Consider the following 20565-nt stretch of genomic DNA (forward strand, 5'->3'; position numbering starts at 1 on the left):
ACGTTTCCCATATCAATTCATATATCGGTATTAATACTTAGTCCATGCTGGATACGAACCCTTGGTACGTGCGCACGCGCCTGAAAACACGGCAATTGCTGCTGGTCGTCGCGCTTGCAGAGGAAGGCAACATTCATCGCGCCGCGGCGGCGCTGAACATGACGCAGCCAGCCGCGTCGAAACTGCTGCGTGAACTCGAAGAGATGGTCGGGGCCGTTCTGTTCGAACGCATGCCGCGCGGTGTACGGCCAACGCTCTATGGCGATGCGCTGGTCCGGCATGCACGTGTCGTACTGGGCAGTCTCGAACAGGCCCAGGATGAACTCGCCGCTCTCAAGGCAGGACGCCTCGGTCATGTGGCAGTCGGCGCGATCACGTCGCCGGGCGTGCGGGTTCTTCCGGCAGCCGTCGCGGCTGTCAAGCGCATGCACGCGAACATCCGCATCTCGGTTGAAATAGACACCAGCAATGTGCTGCTCGAGCGGCTGGGGCAAGACAAGCTCGACATCGTAATCGGGCGGCTGTCGGCGGAGCACGACAAGCTTCAGCTGCGCTACGAGGCGCTCGCGGGAGAACCCGTGCGCGCCGTGGTTCGCAGCGGTCATCCGCTGTTGACGGGTACGCCAGTCGAGCTGGCCGACGTCCAGCGCAGCGCGTGGATCGTGCCGCCAGCGGGCAGTGTGCTACGACACCGTTTCGAGCTGATGTTTCAGCGTGCAAGCCTCCCACCGCCGTCGAACGTCGTCGAGACGGCGGCTTTGCTCTTCGTCACGCGTGTGCTGGAAAAAAGCGACATGATCGCCGTGCTCGCGGAAGACGTGGCGCGCTACTACGCGGCGCACGGCATGGTGGAGATTCTGCCTCTCCCGATGGAGTGCAGGATGGACGACTTCGGGCTCATCACTCACGGTGAAAAACTGCTGTCCCCCGCTGCGGCTCTGATGATCGACGCGCTGCGCGCAGCGAGCCGCGAGACGTATGACCTGCCCTACAGTGCCTGAACAGGTGCCATTGATGCACGCACACCCGGCTCGCGCGCAGAGGCCGACTGGACGCAGGGTTCACGACCAGGCGCGCGATCTCCGCTTGTGGGCGCATCGATCGCCGTTCAAGGCAACATCCGGAAAGAACCGCGAACAGTTCGAAAGCACTTCCGGAACGCGTGCGCTGTTCGATGCTTTGTGCGCAGCCCATTCCAGCGACGATTGAATCGTGGGCCACGCGCTCCCCGACGTGGCCCGCGACGCATGTTCAACGTCACTGGAAATATCTGCCATGTCAATCGACCGCCGCCTTTCCCTGCTGTCCCGTTTATCCTTTCGCGTTGCGCAGTCCCGTCGTGACGCCACGCTGATGGGCGCCGCTGCGCTGCTGTTCGCGACGGCTGCACATGCCGCGCAGATGACGCCCGTCACACGCGAGGAGCCCGTCGACATTTGCCCTGCGCTGTCGCACATCGTATCGTCCGCTGACTTCAAGAAACTGGACGGCGAACGGGATGCAAAGCTACCAGGCGTCGACTCCATCGACGACTGCCGTGCCAACGCGCACTCATATGATTGCCACTGGCGCGCGCATTGGGAAGCGGACGGCTTCGTCAACGATCCGCTCGAAGAAATCGGTGCGGACATGGCCGCGTGTTTTCCCAACGCCGTGCACGACATCAATACGCCGACGCGTCAGCACTTCATCGTGAAGACCGCCGATCGGCGCGTGAGCGTCACGGCCAGCGTGCGAAGCCAGAACGAGTTGCGCCTGCGCATTGCGCGCTGAACGTTCTTGCGCCGTCGATACGCCATGCGCGAGCGCATCGTGATCGCCTCTTTGATCCCGCAGGTCAAGAGGATCGCGTTGGCCGCGCTGTGTTTGTCGTTGCTGAACGGCTGCGCATGGACGCTGATCACAGCCGCCGACGCGACGGGTTCCGTCATTCAGGCGGGCTACGCGATCGCGTCGAACTACTCGTCGCCGACCTTCGTCAACGGACGCCCCGCGAAGGTCGATACCGTATGCATCGAAGTGAACCAGACGGTGTCGGTCGGCGACTTCGTGCCTGCTCTGCAACTCGCGCTCGACCGGCGCGGCGTGCGTTCCGATGTGTATAACCCGGGCACGTCGCCGGCCGGCTGCGAGGCGCGGCTCGTGTATAACGCCTCTGTCGACTACGGGCGCCGCTCGTTTAGCGACCAGGCCGTTCAGTATCTTTCGATGATCGACCTCACGTTGATTCAGCACGGACGTATTCTCGTGACGGCGCGATATCAGACGGGAGGGTTGGGCGTCGACAGGTTTTCGAGCACGTCGGTGAAGGTCAACGGACTCATCGACAAGATGGTCGTCAACCGGCTCGACTTGCCGTCGGAGACGATGCAAACGTCGGCGCTTGAGCACTGATCGCCGCGCGGCCATCCTCTTCTCATTCGCAACTGTTTTCGCTAGCAAGCCTGGTGGGCTGTAAAAACCGCATCGCAGTCGAAAAAGACAAATCACCACGCACGAAAGATTTCGAAAGCACCGCCCGCTTTCGCGCAAGCCGACGCGCCACTACCATCTGCTGCATGAATCCATCCATCATGGTCGTCGACGACGATCCCGTTATCCGCAACATCGTGCGCGACTATCTGCAAGGCAGGGGCTTCGCGGTCTCCGTGTTCGAAAACGGCATCGCATTGCAGCAGGCTTTGCAACGCGAGCGGCCCGCGCTCGTCGTGCTCGACATCATGATGCCCGAGCTCGATGGCATCAGCGCATTACGCGCGCTGCGGCACGCGGGCGACGACATTCCCGTGATCCTGCTGACCGCCCGCGCGGATGTGATCGATCGCGTGATCGGACTCGAACTGGGCGCGGACGATTACCTGGGCAAGCCGTTCGATCCGAGCGAACTGGTCGCCCGCATCCGCAGCGTGCTGCGACGGCGCGAAAGCGCAGCGCCCGCTGCGCCCGAAAACCGTGCACCGTATCGCTTCGGACGCTTCGAAGTGAACTTTCCCGCACGCGAACTGCGTTGCGACGGCGAACGGATCACGCTGCGTTCGAGCGAGTTCGCCACGCTAAAGGTATTCGTCTCGCACGCGATGACGGTGCTCACGCGCGCTCAACTTCTCGAAAAGATATACGGTGCGACGGACACGCATCGCGACCGCAGCCTCGACGTGTCGATATGGCGTTTGCGCCGCCTGATCGAGGTCGATCCGTCCGAGCCGCGCTATGTGCAGACGGTATGGGGCAAAGGCTATATTTTCGTGCCGAACGGCCAGACGGGCGCGGCCGACCGTTACGACGCGCCCGTCGGCAATGCCTGATATGAAACCCGCGAAAGCTAGAACGTCAAAACACTCATGAACATCCGCTGAAGCCAGCCGAGCGTCGTCGAATCGGCGAGCATGCCCTGGCCCGCCTGTTCGATGCGCGCGTTCGCCACCTTGCCAGACGCAACGTAATTGCCCGCTTCGATATCCTTCGGGTTCACGATGCCCGACAGCCGCAATCGATCGCGATTGCCGCCCATCGAAATGACCTTCTCTCCCGACACGATCAGATTGCCCGTCGGCAACGTGCCGATTACCGTGACGGCCAGCGTGCCCGTCATGCCGCTCGTGTCGGCAATCGATCCTTGTCCCTTGAACGTCGTGTTCGCCGAACCGATGTTGAAGAGCCGTGCAAGGTGCGCCGCCGCACCCGTCGACTTGTCGGCTGCTTCTGCCGTAATGTCGCTTGCGCGGCTCGCCTGCGCGCTCGCGCTGCTCGAACCGGTGTACGACTCCGACAGACGTATCGTCAGCACATCGCCGATATGCTGGGCGCGCGGTGTCTCGTACAACGACATACCCGTTCCCGCCTGATAGATCGCGCCTTGAGTGTTCACATTCAGCGGCGGGGACACGGTTGGCGGCAGCATTGGCGTATCGACGATCGAATCGTGCGTGCTGCCGCATGCGCAGAGCGCGAGCAAAATCGCCGCACTTATCGGCGCAAGCGCGCGCGACGTATGTATCGGTTTCATGGTTGCTGTCTCCCGTAACACTCAGGATCAACCCGCGTCGGGACTGCCCACCTGCCACTGACGGACGACCGATTTGATGTACGCGTCAGGGTCCTTCAACAGGTACGTGAGCGTCGCGTTGTGAGTCGCGGGCAAGAGGCACAACGTGATCGAACTCACGTCGTTTTCCCAGATGTAGACGGGCAACATGCGCGTCGTGGTCGATTCCGTCTGCGTCGATATGCGCGGCGCGCCGTAGCGGTCTTCGAATGCGTCGCGCAGATCGTCGGCGGTGATCTCGTCGATCACGAACGAGATTTCGTACAGCCGAAATGCGCTTTCCCCATCGACGCGCACGAAGCGCAGCACATGTTCGTCGGCGGGCGCGCCATCGACGACGGCGCGCGACACTTCCCAGCCGTTCGCCTCGCGATGCGCCCATCGACACGCGACAGTCAGGCTCCGCGATGTCTTCAGCCGCATGCCGAGCGCGCCCGCGACGCCATCCGTCTCGCAGACGGGTACGCTTCCGGGCGGCGTCGCACGTACGCGGCCGATGGCGCGGAACTCGTCGAGCGTGATGCCAAGCGCAATGCCGCGAAACGCAAAGGGCTTGCCGGGAGTGCGCTTCTTCGTGCCGATCGCCGCCATGCGCAGCGCGGCCGCCTTTTGCGGCGACAACATGTTTTGCGCGAACGCCGTGCCCGTGGCGCCTGCACACGACACCCCAACGGCGCAAGCCAGCAGCGCGCGTCGGATCGAAATGACTTTCATGGCTCGACTCATAGCGTTGATCGCAGCGGCTCAGTCGATTGCGGCTGCACAGGCGTCAAACGGCGTCGCGGCAGCATGGCCGACAACGGGAAAAATCTTGAGCGTCGCCGAGGTCAATCGGCACGGCAGCGCGGCGACGGCGCAGCCGTTAAGCGACAGCAGCGCCGCGCCCGCTACCGACCACGTCGCGAGCCAGGCGGCGGCACGACGAGCGCGCCCGGATAACCGTTTCTTCGACACATCAGGCTCCGCCGTATCAGGCCGTCGTGTTGACGTGATTGCCGACGAGGCCGGCCGGCGATGCGGACGCCGGTGTCGCGTCGGTCTTTTCCGCCGTTTCCGTCGATGCGGCCGTCGTAGTCGAATTGCGCGCGGCCGGCCTTTCGACTGCGGATGGATGATTCACATGCTGCAGTTGCGTGGAAAAGTGATTGTTCTGAACGGTCATCGCGAACCTCATGAAGGACGAGAGTGTTTGAAAACGCCGCACCGTCGCGTCGACGCTCAAGTGCGCAGGGACACAACGGCGCATGGCGGAACGAATGATGTGCTCCGATGCGTTGCGGCGATCGCTCAAACAACACGCCCATTCCGGAGGTGCTTACGACCGCTTGCGAATGCACGCGGATTCTTTCCGCAACCATGCATTGAAAGATCCACAGACGCTCGTGCCGAGGGGAAGGCGCTGCGAGCGCAAACAAATCGCGCGGACGCCGGGACGCGCGGCGCGGAAACGCGGCAGGACAGTTTGAGTAAGCATTGGTAAGAAAAGCGTCAAGCGCCGCCCGAGCGCGCCGGGCTAGAATTTCGGCATGAATCCACAGGTCCTTATCGTCGACGACGATCCCGTCGTGCGCGATCTGCTTTGCCGCTTCCTGCAATCGAACGGCTACGATGCGTCCGTGCTGCACGACGGCACGCATCTGCAACGTCGTCTCGAACGCGAGCGGCCGTCTGTCGTCGTGCTCGACATCATGATGCCGAACACGGATGGCCTGCGCGCGCTGACCGCGCTGCGCGCCGCCGGCGACGACATTCCCGTGATCTTCGTGACGGCGCGCGGCACGGTGGCCGATCGCATCATCGGTCTGTCGCTCGGCGCCGACGACTATCTGACGAAGCCATTCGATCCGCGCGAGCTGCTCGCGCGCATCCAGACGGTGCTGCGCCGGCGCGGCCCCGCAACGACGAGCGCGCCCGAGCCGCGCAAGCGCTATCGGTTCGGCACGTTCGAACTGGACTTCGCGACGCGCACGCTGTCGCGCGACGACACACGCGTCACGCTGCGCGACAGCGAATTCGCGCTGCTGAAAATCTTCGTCAATAATCCGTACAAGGTGCTCTCGCGCGTGCTGATCCACGATCTGGTGCATCGCGACGACCTGCCGTTCCGCGATCGCAGTCTCGACGTGCCCATCTGGCGCCTGCGCCGCGTGATCGAAAACGATCCGTCGAACCCATGCTACGTGCAGACGGTGCGCGGCAAAGGCTATGTGTTCGTCCCCGACGCGGACCCCAACGGCGCGCCCTTCGCCGCCGATACCGCGTAGCTCGCGCGTGACCCGCATCAGGAACCCGTTGAACACGCTGTTCGGCAGAATGGCGTTGCTGTCGTCCGCCGTGCTGTTCGCGATTCAGGCGGGCTGGTTCGTGCTCGTCGTAATGCAGCCGCCGCATCACGAAGTGGATGGTTACGCGCGCGGCATTCTGCTTGCGCTGCAGGCTGCGAACGGCGAGCCCGTCAACGGCGCAGACGTCGCGCCCGCATTGCGCGTGCATCTCGTGCCGACATGGAACATGCCGTCGACCGTGCATCTCGAAGCACCCACCCGCAAGCCGTTTGTCGAGCTCACGAGGCGCTTGCGCGCAAGCCTGCCGCCCGACACCGAAATCGCCGTCGACGACACGCATCAGCCGCGCATGTGGGTGCGCCTTCCGCGCAAGTCGATGTGGGTCGTGATACCCGTCGACATTCCGCCACGGCCGCGCTTTGTGATCGAATCGGTGTCGATGCTGCTCGCCGCGCTGCTGCTGTCGCTGCTCGCGGTGTGGCAGATGCAGCGGCCGCTCACGCGCGTCGCGCATGCCGCACGCGCGTTCGGCTCGGGCGGCCGGCCCGATCCCGTCGTGGAACAGGGGCCGCGCGAACTGCGCGACCTGATCGGCTCGTTCAACGACATGATGCGGCGCCTGAACGAAGCAGGCGACGATCAGGCCGTGATGCTCGCGGGCGTCGCGCACGATCTGAAGGCGCCGCTCACGCGTCTGAAGCTGCGCGCAAGCGTGCTGGCCGATGAAAACGAACGCGCGGGCCTGATCCGCGATGTCGATTCGCTGACCAATATCGTTCAGCAGTTTCTGGAATTCGCAGGGCAATCCGCGGAATCGGGACCGATGACGGAAGTGGACGCCTTCCTGCGCGAACAGTTTTCGGCCACGGGCGGCGGCGATGAAGGCGACGGCGACGCGCCGCTGTTCACGCTCGATCTGCAGGCCGGACCGCGCTTCACGCTGCCGCGCACGCTGCTTGACCGGCTGGTGACCAATCTCGTCGACAACGCGTTCGAACACGGCGCTCCGCCCGTCGAAATCGCGACATCGCGCGAAGGACAGCAGTGGATCGTCGATGTACGCGATCACGGACCAGGCATTCCCGAGGAGCGCATCGCGGCCGCGATGAAACCGTTCGTGCGACTCGATGCGGCGCGCGGCGGCGAAGGACATTGCGGCCTGGGGCTCGCGATCGTCGTGCGGCTTGCGCATCATCGCGGCGGCAAGTGCATCGTGCAAAATCATCCCGAAGGCGGGTTGCACGTGCGCATCGCGCTGCCGCACGCCGTGCCGGAAGTGTGAAGTAACGCGTGCGTTACGCGTCCGGCGGCGGCGCTTACCTCGCCTTACCAGCAGGCGTTTTTCGGCGGCTCGCGCTCTATAGTGGAACGGGGAATCAGGCAGCGTCCTCGGCGCTCCCCTGTTCGGTCCGTCCCGCTGCCACGTGGGACGGGCCGCTTTTTCTTTCCGACATCGAAGATCAGAGCAGCAGCCGGTCGCGCAGCGCATCGACGGTAGATTGCGCGAGACCCAGCCCGCGCGTCAGATAACTCGACATCGTGCCGTAGCTCGCCTGCACCTGATCGAAGCCGGCCTGCAGATAGCTGCTTTGCACGCTGGCGAGCGGCCTCTCGATGCTCGCAGCGAGGTCGCCGCCCTCCTCACGCCGCACCTCGACGCGCACCGAAATCGAGTTCGCCAGATAGGTGTTCGACAGCAGATAGTCCTGCATGATGACGTCGAACGGCACGTTCGCGATGCTGAGCAGCAGTGCCGCCGCCCAGCCCGCGCGATCCTTGCCGGCGCTCGAATGAAACAGCTGCGGCCCCGGCATGCTCGCGAACTGCGTGAGCAACGCACCGAACGCCGCGCGCTGCACGGCATCCGTTACATAGAGCCGCTGCGCGTTTTCCATTGCGGCAATCGCGCTCACCGCGCTGTCCAAAGCGGGCGTGCTCACGTCTTCGAGCCCTGTCACGTTGATCTGGTGATACGCCGCGTTGACAGGCAGTGCGTCGGACGCGCGCCCGATTTCGCCGGGCGTGCGCAGATCGTAGACGGCCACGATCCCGAGCGAATCGAGCAGGGCTGCATCGGTTGCGTTTTCCGTCAGTGCGTTCGAGCGATAGAACGCATTGCGGCGCACGATGCGGCCATCGACGGTCGAATAGCCGGCCGCCGCGCCCCCGACATCGCGAAAATTTTCCAACGAAGCGAGGCGCGGCGTCGGCGGCTGATCCGATCCGACGCTGCCGCCGCCGCATCCCGTCATTAAAAGCGTGCTTCCCACGCAGGGCAACAGCAGCGCGCCCGCCGTGCTCTTCAGGAAGCGCCTGCGCGATGATGTCGGATCGGCGTGCGCGCGCGCGCGCCGTTGCGGCATCTCGGGCGGCATGGGGCGGAGATCGTGGGCAGAATCCGCTTCCGCGGTGAAATTCATCGTGGTGTCTATGAGGTGCTGGGCGCCGGAAAGAAGACGCACGCGGTCTGCGTGCAGGGCTGACGCGCCGATCGTTGTTCGACGGATTAACGCGCAGTGCGCAGTGTAATGGACCCAAACTGGTCCATGGTTACACGGTAGCAATCGGTAAGGAATTGGAATGGGCGCCGGTATTTGTGTGTGCGGCGGCTTTTCGTTGATCCCAATCCACCTGAAATCGATTGGCAGATCTCTCCGTCAGCATGCGCAGACGGTTGCGCCGCGCGCGATACATGGGCCACGCGCCGACCGGCCCGAGCAACGCGATCACCAGCAGCAACGGCAGCTTGAGCACGTCGATCGCAACGAACGTCGCGAGCACGAGCGCGAGGCTCGCCTTACGGGATCGCGAACACAGCAGTCTGCGCGATCGCGATTCATCGCTCGAAGCGCAGTAGCGAAGCTGACAGAAACAGCCGGACTTCGTCAGCGAGCCAGTCGCGCAACGCGCACACCTTCGGGTCGTCCCGGCTTCCGATCCGATAGACGAGGTCATGGCCGCGCTCGGCCTTGAGACGAAACTGCGGGAACGGGGCAACCAGACGTCCCGCTGCGATGTCGTCCGCCACGATCACGCTGCGTCCCAGTGCGACGCCTTCGCCGCGAATCGCCGCCTCGATGGCCAGGCTCCCGTGGCTGTACGCCGAACCGCGATCGCTACGCACGCTGCTTACTCCCGTCAGCGCGAACCATTGCTCCCAGTTGGCCAGCATGCCGTCCTCGTGCAACAAGGTACAGCCAGCAAGACTCGCCACAGACGACAATCCCCCCATTTTCTCCCGATAGGCAGGACTGCAAACGGGCGTCACGGTCTCTTCCAGAATCCGCTCGGCGAGAACACGCGGATAGCGACCGCTCCCGTAACGTATCGCCACATCCACCTCTCTGTCGTTCAGATCGACATACGTGTCGGTCACATCGAGATGAACGTCGAGTTCCGGGTGCAGCGCCTTCAGCCGATGCAGCCGTGGCGCGAGCCACTTGTTCGCGAACGAAACGCTGGCATTGATCTTCAGGCGCGCGACATTGTCATGGGCACGAAGACGTTCGGCCTCCCTCGTCAGCTCTCCCAGCGCGCGAGTCACGACCAGCAGAAATTCCGCGCCGGCTTCAGTGAGGATGATCCGCCGGGTCAGGCGTTGAAACAGCGCGACGCCGAGATGATCTTCGAGCGTCTTGATATGCCGGCTCACTGCGCCATGCGTGACGTGCAGTTCCTCTGCCGCCAGCGTCATGCTCAATAACCGCCCGGTTGCTTCGAAGGCGCGTAGCGTTTGCAAAGGGGGCAGCCGGTCGAACATAAATAGATATGTGTGAGTCTCACTCACGCATTATATGACGACAAATGGTTTGTCAGCCGGAGCGGCGGCCCTCAATATCTATACACAGTAGCGGCGGACGTGCCCCTGGCCCGGATGTATCGGCTGGCACTTCGATCGCGTCCGGGTGGGTAACTGCGTTGTCGTCGGAACCACGCTCGCTTTGTCTGTGCCGCGGATTCGCCCCGTGCGCGGCCTCTAAAGCCGGCATCCTTTTCATCGTTCGCAAATCATGAATCTTCTTGCTTTCAAGCTCATTGTTACGCCGCTGTTGCTGTTAGCTGCATCTATGGCCGTTCGCCGCTGGGGGGAGGCGATCGGCGGGCTGGTGGTCGCGCTGCCGCTCACGTCAGGGCCGATCTCGCTTTTTCTGACGCTCGAACATGGATCTGCCTTTGCCGCGCAGGCTACGGCGGGCTCGCTCGTCGCGACGGCTGCGCAAGCGGCGTTTTGCCTTGTCTATTGCAGACTGGCGGTCCAGGGATGGCCTGTGGCTCTCGCTGGCGCTTGCGCGACGTTCTCCATCGTCGCCGGTCTTTTGCAACACATCGCGCTACCGGAAACGGGCCTCTTTCTTGTCGCGATCCTGGCCGCCATGCTTGCGCTCAGCGTCATCCCCAACACGACGGCAAAAACGGACAGGCTCGATGCGCCGTGGTGGGATTTGCCGACGCGTATGGCGCTCATCGCCGGCCTGGTGGTCAGCGTGACGTTGACCGCGCCTTACGTCGGGCCGCAAGCGAGCGGCGTGCTCGCGTCGTTCCCGTTCATGGGGATCATTCTTGCCGTTTTCAGTCATCGGATGATCGGCCATGCAGCCGCGCAGCAAGTGTTGCGCGGCATGGTGGCGGGACTTCTGGCCTTTGCCGCGTTTTTCTATGTGCTAGGCCTGACGTTGACGCGGTTCAATCTGCTTATCGCTTATGGTGGCGCGATTGTCTGCACGCTCGCGATACAAGCCGTCTCCCTGTACCGGATGCGCGTCCCCGCCACCGTGTCCGCGGAGTCAGCTCGAATGCGATGAATCAGAGGAACGGCGAAATGTTTGCCATTGCGCGCGTTACGTACGCCTCCTTCTCTGCCACTGGCGCAACGTAGTGAATCGCGCTGCGCGCAGCCTCGACGCCCTCCAGACGCGCGATGAACCACGCCGCCAGATACTGCGACGACAGACAGCCGCCCGCCGTCGCGACGTTTTCCCTCGCGACGAACGGCTGGTTCAGCACCGCTACACCCGCTTCTTCGACCCACGGCCTGGTCGTCAGGTCCGTGCAGGCCGGCACGCCGTTCAACAGGCCCAGCGTCGCGAGAATCAACGTGCCCGAGCATTGCGCGCCTAGCAGCTGACGCGTCGGATCGAGTTCGAGTTGCGACATCAATGCGGCATCGCCGACAACGTCACGGGTCTGCATTCCGCTGCCGACCAGCACCGCGTCGGCCTCGCAAGCGTCCCTCAGCGACGCTTGCGCCTCCAGCACCACGCCGTTCATCGAACGCACCTTCGCGGTCGGACTCGCGATCGACACCCGCCATCCCGGCTCCCTGACCCGGTTGAGGATGCCGAATGCGATCAGCGAGTCGAGTTCATTGAAGCCTTCAAAGGTCAGAATGGCGATGTGCATGGCGTCCTCGTGCGGGTGGAGACGTTGTGTCGCTTCATGGTAGGGACGACAATCAATACAATCAAATAATTGTCATGGATACATTGCGGCATGCCTCAGCCCCGCTACAAAGAACTGGTCGACCGCCTCGCGGCCGACATCCGTGCAGGCCGCCTGCGTCCGGGGACGCGTCTGCCGACTCACCGCGACCTCGCTGCGCGCGAAGGTCTCGCATTGGTCACGGCCACGCGCGTCTATGCGGAGCTGCGAGCAATGGGTCTGGTAAGCGGCGAAGCGGGCCGCGGCACGTTCGTCAAGGAGCCTCTTCCTCGCGGTCAAGGCATTGATCTGCATGCATCGAGCGCGGACATCGTCGACCTGAGCTTCAACTATCCGTCCGCGCCGGGCCAGACGGATCTTCTCAGGGCCGCGCTGCGTCAGCTCGCGGCCTCGGGCGATCTGGAGTCCCTGCTTCGATATCAGCCGCACGGAGGGCGCGAGCACGAGCGGACCACGGTGGCGCGTCACCTGGCCAGCCGGGGCGTGCCGGCAACCGCCGGCACCACGTTGCTCGTGAGCGGCGCACAGCACGGGCTGACGACGACGGCCATGGCGCTACTGGAACCCGGCGACGTGGTGGCCGTCGATGCGCTGACTTACCCGGGATTCAAGCTGGCCGCCGAGGCCAATCGTCTGGAACTCGCACCTATCCCGGCCGCCGGACACGGCCCCGATCTGGACGCACTGGCGGCCCTGTGCAAGCGACGGCGAGTACGCGCCGTCTACGCGATGCCGACGCTGCACAATCCACTCGGCTGGGTGATGAGTGCAACGCGACGTCGCGAGCTTGTCGCGCTCGCTCGTCACCATGGACTGATCGTCATCGAAGATGCCGCCTACGCATTCCTGGCAGAAGATGCGCCGCCGCCGTTGGCGTCGCTTGCTCCGGAAACGACGGTGTATGTGTCGAGCCTGTCGAAGAGTGTCGCGACGGGTCTGCGCGTCGGTTTCGTCCGTGCACCGCGCGAATGGATTCCCAGGCTCGAACGGACGATCAGAGCCACGACCTGGAACACGCCCGCGACCATGACGGCCATTGCGTGCGGCTGGATGGAGGACGGCACGGTGGACCAGCTCGAAGCCAGAAAGCGCCGGGACGCCACGATACGTCAAAGCCTCGCCGCCGAAGTGCTGGGCCGGTTCAAGCGGATCAGCCATCCCGCGTCGTACTTCGTCTGGCTTCCTCTGCCGCTGGAGGTTCGCGCGGACACGATTGCGATGGCGTTGATGCGCGAGCGCGTTTCGGTATCGACGGCCCAGCCGTTTTCGACGTCGGCTCACGTGCCTCACGCCATCCGGCTGGCGCTCGGCTCCGTCGGCCTCGACACACTCAGGCGGTCCCTGGAAACCGTGGCCCGGGTTGTCGCGGACCACACCTACTGATCGGGATTCGCGACGCCGCGCTTCCCTTCGCCGACAAAGCGACCAATATCCTCTGTTGCCGTCTCGACTTCCGATGGAGCGGACACGTCCCCTGATTCGAAAGCGTTGGACGTATCGCTTCGACTTCGACGAAACACGCAGCGTTGTCGAGCTCGAATGCCCCGGCGGCCTGCCCATGCGGCCAGCGTCAAGTGGCTGTTCACGCACACGGGAGGGGGCTGCCGCGCTGCGCATTTCGCCTCGGGTGCTCCTCGCGTGACTAAGGTCGGTCCGCTCAGGACGTGAGCCCGCTATCCGTCGACGGCATGAAAGATCGAGTGCGATTGCGTCGCCAACTAACCGCCCGCTTTAGTCACGCGCCAGATGGTATTGCCGACATCGTCGGCGATGATCAGCGCGCCGTCGCGATCCTGCGCGAGACCGACGGGCGCGCCATAGAGTTGCTTTTCGTCGCCGGAGAAGAAGCCCGTAACGACCGGCTTCGGTGCGCCAACAGGTTTGCCGTTTTCGAATGCGACATACTCGACGGCATAACCGCTCAGCGGCGAACGATCCCAGCTGCCGTGCTCGCCGATGAACGCCCCGCCCCGATACTGCGCGGGCAGATCATTCCCCGTATAGAAGAGCAACCCGAGCGCCGCGACGTGTGAGCCGAGCGCATAGTCAGGCTTGATCGCCCTGGCGACGAGGTCGGGACGTTGCGGCTGCGCGCGGCGGTCGACATGCTGACCGTAGTAGCTGTACGGCCAGCCGTAGAAGCCGTGCTCCTGCACCGAAGTCAGATAGTCGGGAACGAGGTCCGCACCGATTTCATCGCGCTCGTTCGCAATCGCCCATAGCCTTCCCGTTTTCGGTTCCCATTGCAGCCCGGTCGGATTGCGTATCCCATCCGCGTAGACGCGGCTGCCGCCCGTCGCGATATCGACTTCGAGTACGTCCGCGCGCCGGTACTCGACGTCGAGGCCGTTTTCTCCGACATTGCTGTTCGAGCCGACCCCGACATACAGCTTCTTGCCATCGCGGCTCGCGAGCAGCGCTTTGGTCCAGTGGTGGTTGATCGTGTCGGGGAGATCGGTAAGCTCGACACCGCGAGTCGAAATGCTGGTCTCGCCGGACTTGTACGGATACTTCAGGATCGCATCGGTATCGGCGACATAGAGCGTGTCGCCAATGAGCTGCATGCCGAACGGCGAATGCAGATGATCGATGAACAGATATTTGTCCCATTGCCCGCTGCCGTCAGCGCGCTTTCGCAGCAGCGTGATGCGATTCGCGCCTTCCGCTTTCTTGCCCGAGCGTGCCTCGATCAGGCCGGCGATCAGCTGCTTCGGCGTGGTCACGGCCTCCTCGTTGGGACTGTTCGATTCCGCGACGAGGATGTCGCCATTCGGAAGAACATAGACCTGACGCGGATGCTCGAGCCCCGATGCGATCGCCTCGATCTTCAGGCCATCCGCCACCTTCGGCGTTCCGCCCTTCTGCCATCCGACATACTTCGGCACCTGCATCGGCGGGGCAAAGAAATTGCGCACGCCCGGAAGCGGTGGATTGGCGCCCGTCTGATGCTCGGGGTCATACGTAGCCTGCTCGTTGCATCCGCTCGCGAGTGCCGCGAGCGCGACGGCAAGAACGCTGCTGACGATAGACTTGTTCATGAGCCGTCTCCCTGAAACCGGCCTTGTCTGGAGGCGACCGTATCGAATGCGAGCGCGATCTGTCCGATGCTCAGCAACACTACGGTGATCACCGACAGGATCACGTTCAGCGGGACCACTGCGTACGCATCGCGGCTATGAATGAATGCGTTGACGATCGCCGCGACGATCGCTAGCAGGTTCAACCAGAAGTCGAGTCTCTCGATGCCCGTCGCCCTCGTCGCCCGAACGCGCGATGGAAGCCATACGTGGCAGAGATTGATCAGGCGCGGAACGATGGCGAAAAGAAGTCCCGTGGTGACGAGCCACGCGGCGCCCTTGCACCAGAAAACATTGCGTGTGATGACGTAAGTAACGTCGAAAATCAATGTGCCGACGAAGAGACCGTATGGGATCGGATTGAGCAGATCGAAGACGGCCGCCGCGAATGTCGATCGATAGGTCGAAGTAGTTGAAGCCATGAATACGCCTTTCGCTGAAGATAAAGATGCGATCGACGGCGCGTTCGCATGAGCGAACCGGATTCGGCGTCGACACGATCCGCGCTGCATCGTCTTGCAGACCCTTGACGCGTGGGCATCGGGTCCTCATTGCTGCGTGATGCACGCCACGTGCCCGAAGCATTCAACAGGCCGTCACTCATGTCGAACGGGCGAGCGCCGCTCGATCGGGCATGTCGTCTGCTGCGATGGATTGATCGGACCCGGCGACATCAGCGCAGGTCGCACGATGCTTCTCGATCTCTCTGGCAGTACGCGCCACAAGTCATGGCGCGAGGAGAAAATATGAAACGGTTTCTGTCTGTTGCGCTCGCGGTCGCCTCGCTTGCATTCGGCGCCGCCGCGTGCAAGAAGGCCCACGACGCGGGCAACGACAGCATGCGCGCGCCAGGCGGCGGCATCGCGGCGGCTGGCACGCGCCCCGGCAACGCGCAGGCGGGGCCTGTCGCCGGCTCCCCTTCCACTGCCGCAAGCAATGCCGCCGCTTCCTCCGGCGTGAGCCATTAGCGCGAGTTGCGCAGACCGCTAGCAGACACAGACACACATCAGCGCAAGGCACTTCCACGTCCGCGGATACTTTTCGTCGCCTCAGGCATCATAGGTAGCGTTTCCTCGAACGCAGCATGCTGCGCACTGGAGGCCAGATGAAAGGCAGACGCATCTTCGTTGCAGGCGCGACCATCGTCGTTCTTGCTCTGGTGACTGCATACGGTGGCCGCGCTGCGCATGCGTGGCAACGACTGGAACCCGTGTCGATACCCTCGGCGCCCGCAGGCGATGCGGCGGCCGTCGCGCGCGGCGCGAAGCTCGCGGCAATCGGCGACTGCATCGGCTGCCACACCGCGCTGGACGGTCAACCGTTCGCCGGCGGACTGCCGCTGCAAACGCCGTATGGCGTCATCTATTCGACCAACATCACACCCGATAAGGACACGGGCATCGGCCTGTGGTCTCTCGACGCATTTACGCGCGCGATGCGGCACGGCGTTTCGCGCGATGGCCATCTGCTTTATCCCGCGTTTCCGTATCCACACTTCACGCGCATGAACGACACGGATATCGCATCGCTCTATGCATGGTTGATGAGCCGCGAACCCATCAGCGCACGCGCGCCGAAAAATGAGTTGCAGTTTCCGCTCGGCTTCAGGCCGATCATGGCCGCGTGGAATCTGTTGTATCTGCATCCCGGTCCCGAGGAGCCATCGTCCAGCACTGCCGATCCGCAAGTCGCGCGCGGGCGCTATCTCGTCGACAGCGTCGGCCACTGCGGCGCATGCCACACGCCGCTCAACCGCCAGGGTGCAGAGCAGCGCGACCGCGCGTTGCAAGGCGGCACGATAGAGGGCTGGGATGCGCCTGCGCTGACGGACCTCTCGACGCGTCCCAGGCCCTGGACGCAAGCACAGCTCGTCGGCTACTTGCGCACGGGCTTTGCGAGCGAACACGGCGCGTCGGCGGGTCCGATGCGCCCCGTCACGCGCCTGCTCGCCGACGCGTCCGCAGAAGATGTTCAGGCGATCGCTGCATATCTGATCGCGTTGCAATCGAACGCACACGCCGCGCCTGGCGATGCCGCCGCTTCGTCCGCTTCGTCGACGAATTCCGCTTCTTCCATCTCGCACGTCAGCGTTGCGGCCCAGCCCGGAAACGGCGCAAGCTTGTTCGTCGCGGCCTGCGCATCGTGTCACGGCGACAGCGCGCCGATGTCGGGCGGCCCGGGTCATCCGTCGCTGTCGCTGGGCACGGCCATCAATGCGGACAGCCCGCGCAACATGGTCCGCATCATCCTCGATGGAATCGACTGGGACGACAGCGCATCAGCGCAGTTCATGCCGCCGTTTGCAAGCGTCTTCACCGACGCGCAAATCGCCGATCTCGCGAACTACACGCGCACGCGCTTCACTGCACGCGGCGCGTGGCCTTCGCTCGATGCCGACGCGGTCGCCCGTCTTCGAAAGGAGAGCCCACAACGATGATCACGCTCAACGTCAATGGAGTCAGTCACACGCTCGATGTCGATCCGTCCACGCCGCTGCTCTATGTGCTGCGCAACCAGTTGCAGCTGAACGGCGCGAAGTTCGGCTGCGGACTCGGCCAATGCGGCGCGTGTACCGTCAGCGTCGGCGGCGAATCCGTGTTCTCGTGCCTGATGCCCGTCGTGGCCGTCGGCGAACGGCCGGTGCGCACCGTCGAAGGGCTCGGCACGGCGGAACATCCCGGACGGCTGCAACAAGCCTTTATCGACCAGCAAGCCGCCCAATGTGGCTACTGCATCGCGGGCATGATCATGCACGCGCAGACGCTGCTCGACCGCACGCCGCATCCGACCGACGAACAGATTCGCCGCCACATGCAGCCCAATCTGTGCCGCTGCGGCACGCATATGCGGATACTCGCGGCGATCCGCGAAGTGGCGGCGCCGCCATCACAGGCGGACGACGGAGCGAAGTCATGAGCAACGATCAGCGCCATACGACCGCTTCCGGCGACGACGCGCCAGGCGATGCGGGACGGCGCCGCTTCCTCGTCGGCGGCTCGCTGATGGTGAGCTTCGCGATCGTGCCCGGCGCGGCCGCACTCGCGCAGACCACGACGGAAGCGGGCACCTTCAATGCGAGCGCCCCGAAGCTGCCCGGCAGCCTCAAGACCACGCCGTTGCTCGACGCGTGGATCAAGATCGAACCCGACGGCAGCGTAAGCGCCTGCACGGGCAAGGCGGAGCTCGGTACGGGCGTGCGCACGGCCCTGTTGCAGCTCGCCGCGGAAGAACTCGACCTGTCGCCGGACGCGATCGACCTGATCACCGCCGATACGGGCGCGACGCCGAACGAGGGCTATACGGCGGGCAGCCACACGATGGCGGACAGCGGCACCGCGATCCTCAATGCGGCGGCTCAGGTGCGCGCGCTGCTCGTCGCGAGCGCGGCTTCGCAGCTGGGTGTCGACGCATCGATACTCACGACGCGCGATGGCGCGATCGTCGCGGCGGATGGGCGCCGTGTCACGTATGGCGAAGCCGTCCGCCATGCGAACCTGCATCGGAACGCACAGCCCGATGCGCCGAAGAAAGCGCCAGCGCGTTACGCGGTGATCGGCCGCACGCTGCCGCGCGTCGATATCCCCGGCAAGGTGACGGGCGGCACGAGCTACGTGCAGGACTTGCGTCTGCCCGGCATGCTGCATGCGCGCGTCGTCAGGCCGCCGGCTTATGGCGCGACGCTCGCTTCCGTCGATACCGCGCGCGTCGAGGCGCTGCCCGGCGTCGTCGAGGTCGTGCGCCACGGCAGTTATCTCGCCGTGGCCGCCGATGACGAATGGCGCGCGATCGTCGCGATGCGCGAGCTGATGCTCGCCGCGCAATGGCAAGCCGGACCGCCGCTGCCCGATCCCGCGACGATTCACGACGTGCTGATGAGCCTGCCGGCACAAGAGATCGCCGTCGCCGATCGACACGCGTCCACCGCCGCGCCCGCGACGACGCTGCGAGCCCGCTATTCGAAGCCCTATCTGACGCACGGCTCGATCGGGCCATCGTGTGCGGTCGCGCATCTGGACAACGGCATGATGACGGTGTGGACGCACACGCAGGGGGTGTATCCGCTGCGGGCGGGCCTCGCCGAATTGCTCTCGATGCCGCGTGACAAGGTGCGCTGCGTGCACATCGAAGGTTCGGGCTGCTATGGCCACAACGGCGCCGACGACGTCGCTGCGGACGCCGCGCTGATCGCGCGCGAGCTGCCAGGACGCCCCGTGCGCGTGCAGTTGATGCGCGAGCAGGAACACCTGTGGGAGCCTTTCGGTCCGGCGATGACCGTCGATGCAAGCGCATCGCTCGACGCCGACGGCACGATCGTCGACTGGCGTTACGAGCTGTGGAGCAACACGCACAACAACCGCATCGAGAATGCGGGTCGTCTGTTGCCCGCGCAACTGCTCGAGCATCCGTTCACGCCCGCGCCGCCCACGCCGATTCCGATGCCCGAAGGCGGCGGCGATCGCAACAGCATTCCGCTTTACCGTACGCCGAACCTGCATGTGCAGCATCACTTTCTGCCCGACATGCCGATACGCGTGTCCGCGATGCGCTCGCTCGGCGCGCACATGAACGTGTTCGCAATCGAGAGCTTCATCGACGAACTCGCCGGCGCGGCGCACGCCGATCCCGTCGCGTTTCGCATCAAGCATCTCGACGATCCGCGCGCGCTCGATGTCATTCGAACGACGGCCAGACAATTCGACTGGCAGCCGCGCGCGGCACGCGTCGTGAAAACGGGCACACGTCCACGCGGCACCGGCTTCGCGTTCGCTCAATACAAAAACCTGATGGCGTACCTTGCGATCGCGATGGAAGTGACCGTCATGCGCGATACAGGCGAGGTTCGCATCGAACGCGTGGTGGCTGCCGTCGATTGTGGACAGATCGTCAATCCCGATGGCGTGCGCAATCAGATCGAAGGCGGCATCCTGCAGACGAGCAGCTGGACGCTGTTCGAAGAGACGCGTTTCGACAAGGAGCGCATTACGAGCGCCGACTGGAGCACGTATCCGATCATGCGGTTTTCATCGGTGCCGAAGCGTGTCGACGTCATGTTGATCGATCGCCCCGGCTTGCCTTTTCTCGGCGTCGGAGAAGCGGCGCAAGGTCCCGCCGCTGCGGCGCTCGCGAATGCGATCTGCGATGCGACGGGCGTGAGAGTGCGCGAACTGCCGTTGCTCGCAGCGAAATCGAAGAATGCGCTGAAAGCGTAGTGTGTGGGACCACATCGATTGAAATCAGCCCCGGCGGCCCGGATTGCGCTCGTCGAGCAGGCCATCGCGCCGGTCGAGCAGATAGCGCGCGCGTTCGATGCCCGCGCGAAGCGCTTCCGCGCGAGTCGCCCAAAACGGGACTGCGTTCTCTGGCGCGTCGAGTTCCACTCGTTGCCCGTCGCGTTCGACGTCGATCGCGGGCAGCCAGTTCTCACCGTCCTGGCTCGTCGCACCGACCGTCACCGTATAACCGTGATACTCGTAGCATGCGCCGTCGGCCGAGGTCGTCGATGAATTCATAGTCGTCACCTCATTTGAAACGAGAGCCTGCTTTCGGCGAGCAAGCGGTGTGCCCCTCGCAAACGTGTCGCGGCACTAAGGGTTTGTTAAGGAAACATCCGTAGCCTGTCGCCTTGCGCCGCTGGCCGCTCGCCGATTTGCACATTGATTCGACAGGCAATCGACGATATCGGCCGGCGAGTTCTTCAATTCAACCACCATGTCCCAAC

At 64.0% G+C, this 20565-nt stretch carries 23 protein-coding genes; 12 read left to right on the plus strand and 11 right to left on the minus strand.

The annotated features are described in order from the left end of the window. Positions 1 to 44: 44 nt before the first annotated feature. The 4 genes from BMW76_RS21435 (at position 45) to BMW76_RS21450 (ending at position 3305) form a co-directional block, all read left to right on the plus strand. Positions 45 to 1001: a LysR substrate-binding domain-containing protein gene (locus BMW76_RS21435; RefSeq protein WP_090868694.1), complete on the plus strand. Its 957-nt coding sequence runs from the start codon at positions 45 to 47 to the stop codon at positions 999 to 1001. Positions 1002 to 1275: 274 nt separating this feature from the next. After that, complete coding sequence (locus tag BMW76_RS21440; RefSeq protein ID WP_090868696.1) at positions 1276 to 1773, plus strand: hypothetical protein; 498 nt, start codon at positions 1276 to 1278, stop codon at positions 1771 to 1773. Between the two features lie 42 nt (positions 1774 to 1815). Then, positions 1816 to 2394 (plus strand): hypothetical protein, encoded by a 579-nt coding sequence (locus BMW76_RS21445; protein ID WP_245763308.1) that lies wholly within the window; start codon positions 1816 to 1818, stop codon positions 2392 to 2394. A 164-nt stretch (positions 2395 to 2558) separates the two neighbouring features. Then, entirely contained in the window at positions 2559 to 3305 is a 747-nt protein-coding gene (locus BMW76_RS21450; protein ID WP_090868700.1) for a response regulator, read from the plus strand. A 17-nt stretch (positions 3306 to 3322) separates the two neighbouring features. Here BMW76_RS21450 and BMW76_RS21455 read toward each other — a convergent pair whose 3' ends face one another. From BMW76_RS21455 to BMW76_RS21470, 4 genes are read right to left on the minus strand one after another with little or no spacing between them, the layout of a single operon-like run. Beyond that, complete coding sequence (locus BMW76_RS21455; RefSeq protein ID WP_090868702.1) at positions 3323 to 4006, minus strand: flagellar basal body L-ring protein FlgH; 684 nt, start codon at positions 4004 to 4006, stop codon at positions 3323 to 3325. Between the two features lie 27 nt (positions 4007 to 4033). Further along, positions 4034 to 4759: a hypothetical protein gene (locus BMW76_RS21460; protein WP_090868704.1), complete on the minus strand. Its 726-nt coding sequence runs from the start codon at positions 4757 to 4759 to the stop codon at positions 4034 to 4036. A gap of 30 nt (positions 4760 to 4789) precedes the next feature. Next, positions 4790 to 4999 carry a DUF6726 family protein gene (locus BMW76_RS21465; protein WP_090868706.1) on the minus strand — a complete coding sequence of 70 codons (210 nt, stop codon included), beginning with the start codon at positions 4997 to 4999 and terminating at the stop codon, positions 4790 to 4792. A 16-nt stretch (positions 5000 to 5015) separates the two neighbouring features. Next, complete coding sequence (locus tag BMW76_RS21470) at positions 5016 to 5207, minus strand: hypothetical protein (RefSeq protein ID WP_090868864.1); 192 nt, start codon at positions 5205 to 5207, stop codon at positions 5016 to 5018. A 364-nt stretch (positions 5208 to 5571) separates the two neighbouring features. Between BMW76_RS21470 and BMW76_RS21475 the strand changes: the two genes are divergently transcribed. Both BMW76_RS21475 and BMW76_RS21480 read left to right on the plus strand, forming a co-directional pair. After that, on the plus strand, positions 5572 to 6309 hold the full coding sequence (locus tag BMW76_RS21475; protein WP_090868708.1) for a response regulator: 738 nt from the start codon (positions 5572 to 5574) through the stop codon (positions 6307 to 6309). 16 nt (positions 6310 to 6325) lie between these two features. Further along, positions 6326 to 7612 (plus strand): ATP-binding protein, encoded by a 1287-nt coding sequence (locus tag BMW76_RS21480; protein ID WP_177200452.1) that lies wholly within the window; start codon positions 6326 to 6328, stop codon positions 7610 to 7612. A 178-nt stretch (positions 7613 to 7790) separates the two neighbouring features. Here the strand turns inward: BMW76_RS21480 and BMW76_RS21485 are convergent, their stop codons facing one another. The 3 genes from BMW76_RS21485 to gcvA form a co-directional block, all read right to left on the minus strand. Then, complete coding sequence (locus tag BMW76_RS21485; RefSeq protein WP_245763297.1) at positions 7791 to 8705, minus strand: tyrosine-protein phosphatase; 915 nt, start codon at positions 8703 to 8705, stop codon at positions 7791 to 7793. A 175-nt stretch (positions 8706 to 8880) separates the two neighbouring features. Continuing rightward, complete coding sequence (locus tag BMW76_RS40420; protein WP_143062292.1) at positions 8881 to 9111, minus strand: hypothetical protein; 231 nt, start codon at positions 9109 to 9111, stop codon at positions 8881 to 8883. 55 nt (positions 9112 to 9166) lie between these two features. Further along, the gene (gene gcvA / locus BMW76_RS21490) at positions 9167 to 10090 is read right to left on the minus strand and encodes a transcriptional regulator GcvA (protein ID WP_090868714.1); all 924 of its coding nucleotides are present in this window, start codon (positions 10088 to 10090) and stop codon (positions 9167 to 9169) included. Between the two features lie 250 nt (positions 10091 to 10340). On the opposite strand from gcvA, the gene BMW76_RS21495 reads away from it, so the two are divergent. Beyond that, on the plus strand, positions 10341 to 11132 hold the full coding sequence (locus BMW76_RS21495; protein WP_090868717.1) for a hypothetical protein: 792 nt from the start codon (positions 10341 to 10343) through the stop codon (positions 11130 to 11132). 1 nt (position 11133) lies between these two features. On the opposite strand, the gene BMW76_RS21500 is transcribed toward BMW76_RS21495, so the two are convergent. Next, positions 11134 to 11730, minus strand: a complete 597-nt coding sequence (locus BMW76_RS21500) for a DJ-1/PfpI family protein (RefSeq protein ID WP_090868719.1) — start codon at positions 11728 to 11730, stop codon at positions 11134 to 11136. Between the two features lie 90 nt (positions 11731 to 11820). Here BMW76_RS21500 and BMW76_RS21505 point away from each other — a divergent pair, with 90 nt between their 5' ends. After that, a complete protein-coding gene (locus tag BMW76_RS21505) occupies positions 11821 to 13152 on the plus strand; it encodes an aminotransferase-like domain-containing protein (RefSeq protein WP_090868721.1) in 1332 nt (443 codons plus the stop codon). Positions 13153 to 13487: 335 nt separating this feature from the next. Here the strand turns inward: BMW76_RS21505 and BMW76_RS21510 are convergent, their stop codons facing one another. Further along, entirely contained in the window at positions 13488 to 14807 is a 1320-nt protein-coding gene (locus BMW76_RS21510; protein WP_090868725.1) for a PQQ-dependent sugar dehydrogenase, read from the minus strand. Continuing rightward, complete coding sequence (locus BMW76_RS21515) at positions 14804 to 15268, minus strand: DUF2231 domain-containing protein (RefSeq protein WP_090868727.1); 465 nt, start codon at positions 15266 to 15268, stop codon at positions 14804 to 14806. Before BMW76_RS21515 ends, BMW76_RS21510 begins: the two co-directional genes overlap by 4 nt. Before the next feature lie 324 nt (positions 15269 to 15592). On the opposite strand from BMW76_RS21515, the gene BMW76_RS21520 reads away from it, so the two are divergent. The 4 genes from BMW76_RS21520 to BMW76_RS21535 all read left to right on the plus strand — a co-directional run bounded on the left by BMW76_RS21520 (position 15593) and on the right by BMW76_RS21535 (position 20056). Beyond that, positions 15593 to 15814, plus strand: coding sequence for a hypothetical protein (locus tag BMW76_RS21520; protein WP_090868729.1), 222 nt, complete (start codon positions 15593 to 15595; stop codon positions 15812 to 15814). Positions 15815 to 15951: 137 nt separating this feature from the next. Beyond that, positions 15952 to 17283: a c-type cytochrome gene (locus BMW76_RS21525; RefSeq protein ID WP_090868866.1), complete on the plus strand. Its 1332-nt coding sequence runs from the start codon at positions 15952 to 15954 to the stop codon at positions 17281 to 17283. Next, entirely contained in the window at positions 17280 to 17762 is a 483-nt protein-coding gene (locus BMW76_RS21530; RefSeq protein WP_090868731.1) for a (2Fe-2S)-binding protein, read from the plus strand. The genes BMW76_RS21525 and BMW76_RS21530 overlap by 4 nt, the downstream gene beginning before the upstream one ends. Continuing rightward, entirely contained in the window at positions 17759 to 20056 is a 2298-nt protein-coding gene (locus BMW76_RS21535; protein ID WP_245763298.1) for a xanthine dehydrogenase family protein molybdopterin-binding subunit, read from the plus strand. Before BMW76_RS21530 ends, BMW76_RS21535 begins: the two co-directional genes overlap by 4 nt. 24 nt (positions 20057 to 20080) lie before the next feature. On the opposite strand, the gene BMW76_RS21540 is transcribed toward BMW76_RS21535, so the two are convergent. Continuing rightward, positions 20081 to 20356 (minus strand): DUF6566 family protein, encoded by a 276-nt coding sequence (locus BMW76_RS21540; RefSeq protein ID WP_090868734.1) that lies wholly within the window; start codon positions 20354 to 20356, stop codon positions 20081 to 20083. Positions 20357 to 20565 lie beyond the last annotated feature (209 nt).

Source organism: Paraburkholderia diazotrophica, from assembly GCF_900108945.1.
Classification (GTDB): domain Bacteria; phylum Pseudomonadota; class Gammaproteobacteria; order Burkholderiales; family Burkholderiaceae; genus Paraburkholderia; species Paraburkholderia diazotrophica.